Genomic DNA, 2,612 nt, shown 5'->3' on the forward strand with positions numbered 1-2,612 from the left:
TGAGCATGAGCACGCAAGTCGATGGGAATTCGGGGCGTTTTGAGCGGCTTGCGTGATGTGGCGGAGGGGATCTCCCTCAGGCATCTTGCACAAACGACGCCGAAGGGAGAGTCTCGCGTTTTCCAAGACCGAGACCTTTGCAGTGTGCCACACGAGTGCCCGTAATCCCGACTTCTACCGCCTGCTACTGCGCATCGATCAAGACTTCGCCGAGCAAACCCGCTCGCAGCATTGCCACCGCTGCAATGGCGTTCTGCACAGCGCCCGCTATCGCCGCAAACCGCGAGGCCTTACCCGGGAAGCCCGCGCCGAGTGTGGCGAGTTCCGCTACAGCTTCTGCTGCGCCGAGTGCCGCCGTCGCACCACACCGTTCTCCGTGCGCTTCCTTGGCCGCCGCGTCTACGTTGCCGCAATCATGGTCGTCGTCAGTGCTACGCGCGCGAGCGCCGGCACAGCCGCAGCGATGCGCCAGCTCGACGCGCTTGGCGTGCCGCGCGCAACGATTGCGCGATGGCAGCACTGGTGGCAAACCGACTTCGTCAGCACGCCGTTCTGGACGCTTGGGCGGGCGGCGTTCGTGCCACCCATCGAGACTGCGCACGCACCTGCAAGCCTGCTCGAGCGCTTCGCTGCGACGTCACAGCCTGAGCCGCTGCTGTGCCTGCTGCGCTGGCTCTCACCGCTCACTGGCGGCCGCGCCATGAGCACCGTGCGTGAGGGACGGTAGCCGCCCGCAGAACTTCTCGCTCGCCCTTGCCCGGGCCCACTTGTAGTCTCGCCTCTCCCCTGAATCGCGGCGCGATGCGCCACATCTTTGGAGAACGTATGACTGAACTTCACGATCTACCCGCGCGGGATCGTTGGGCACGCCTGCGCTTTGCGATCGTCGGCCCCTTGCTTGCAGCACCGCCCGAGTCGGGGCAGCTACGCGAACTCATCACCGCGCTGGCCGCCAGACGCTGGCGTCATCCCGTCACTGGCGACGATATCCAGTTCGGCCGCTCGACCATCGAGCGATGGTTCTATCAGGCCCGCAAGGCGCCACACGATCCGGTGGCGAGACTGCGCAACCGCAAGCGCCCCAGCGGCGCTGGCGCAAGCCTGTCGCCGCAGACGGTGCAGGCGATCCGCACGCAGTACCGCGACCATCCCGGCTGGACCTGCCAGTTGCACTTCGACAACCTCAAGGTCACGCTCGATGCCGCGAACCTGCCGTCGTACACGACCGTACGCCGTTACATGCGGGCGCAGGGCCTGTTCCGGGAACGCCAGCCCCGGCACACGAGCGCGGGCGCGATGCTCGCGCGTGATCGTCTCGAGAAGCTCGAGGTCCGCAGCTTCGAGGTCGAGCACGTCAACGCGCTCTGGCATCTCGATTTCCATCACGGCTCGCGCAAGCTGCTCACGCATGACGGCGAGTGGGTCACGCCGATGCTGCTGTGCGTGATCGATGACCGCTCGCGCGTCGTCTGTCACGCGCAATGGTTTCTCGATGAAACGGCACGCAGCCTGATCCACGGACTCGCCCAGGCGTTCCAGCGCCGGGGGCTGCCGCGCGCGCTGATGACCGACAACGGTGCGGCAATGCTCGCCGAGGAAACGACTGCCGGGCTGCTCGCGCTCGGCGTGCTGCACCAGACGACGCTGCCATATTCTCCGTACCAGAACGCGAAGCAGGAAACGTTCTGGGCACGCATCGAGGGGCGCGTGATGGCCATGCTCGAGGGCGAGCCCAATCTCACGCTCGAACTGCTTAACCAGGCCACCCATGCCTGGATCGAGCGCGAGTACCATCACGCGCATCATTCCGAGATCGGCGGCACGCCGCTCAAGCGCTACCTGGCCGGTCCCGACGTACGGCGCGAGTGCCCCTCCAGCGATGCACTACGGGCCGCGTTTCGCATTGACGCGACGCGAACCCAGCGGCGTTCGGACGGCACAGTCAGCCTGGCCGGCACGCGCTTCGAGATCCCCTCGGCTTACCGGCACCTGCAGCGCGTACGCCTGCGCTACGCACGCTGGGACCTGAGTCGCGTCGATCTCATCGACGCCGACAGCGACGTCGTGCTGTGCCCGCTACGACCACTGGACAAGGCTGCCAATGCCGACGGCCAGCGCCGTCGCCTTGATGCCGCCAATGTCGAGCCGTCACCGACCAGTGCGCCCGGCATTGCACCGCTGCTGCGCCAGATGCTGGCCGAGCATGCGGCGACCGGCCTGCCGCCGGCCTGGATTCCCGCCGGGTGGCAGGAGGGGGCATGAGCCAGCGTCTGCAGGCCCTCTATGGCCTGAAGTGGAACCCGTTCTCGCCGGAGTTGCCGCTCGAGGCGCTGTACGTGCCGCCCCGCATCGAGAACTTCTGCTGGCGCATCGAGAACGCGCTCGTGCGCGAAGGCGGCTTCGCGATGATCCACGGCGAGCCCGGCACCGGCAAGAGCGTCGTCATGCGCGTGCTGGCCGAGAAGCTCGAGCGGCTCACCGACCTGATGGTCGTTTCGATCAATCACCCGCAAAGCAGCCTCGCCGACTTCTATCGCGAGATGGGCGACATCTTCAATCTGGAGCTCAAGGCACACAACCGCTGGGGCGGCTTCCGGTCGCTGCGCGAGCGG

Annotated in this window: 3 protein-coding genes; all 3 read left to right on the top strand. The window is 66.7% G+C overall.

Annotated elements, in window-relative coordinates; all coding sequences use genetic code 11:
• The first annotated feature begins 142 nt into the window (after window positions 1-142).
• Entirely contained in the window at window positions 143-727 is a 585-nt protein-coding gene (locus VSR34_RS37720) for a hypothetical protein (protein ID WP_342965152.1), read from the top strand.
• Window positions 728-825: 98 nt separating this feature from the next.
• Window positions 826-2,262, top strand: a complete 1,437-nt coding sequence (locus VSR34_RS37725; protein WP_342965153.1) for a DDE-type integrase/transposase/recombinase — start codon at window positions 826-828, stop codon at window positions 2,260-2,262.
• On the top strand, window positions 2,259-2,612 hold a 354-nt coding region (locus VSR34_RS37730; protein ID WP_342965154.1), incomplete at its 3' end, for an ATP-binding protein. The genes VSR34_RS37725 and VSR34_RS37730, both read left to right, overlap by 4 nt.

The organism is Paraburkholderia sp. JHI2823, from assembly GCF_038900695.1.
In the GTDB taxonomy this organism is placed as follows: domain Bacteria; phylum Pseudomonadota; class Gammaproteobacteria; order Burkholderiales; family Burkholderiaceae; genus Paraburkholderia; species Paraburkholderia mimosarum.

Excerpts from the sequence above, each read along its gene's own strand:
- VSR34_RS37725 (WP_342965153.1), top strand. The coding sequence starts at position 826 with ATGACTGAACTTCACGATCTACCCGCGCGGGATCGTTGGGCACGCCTG.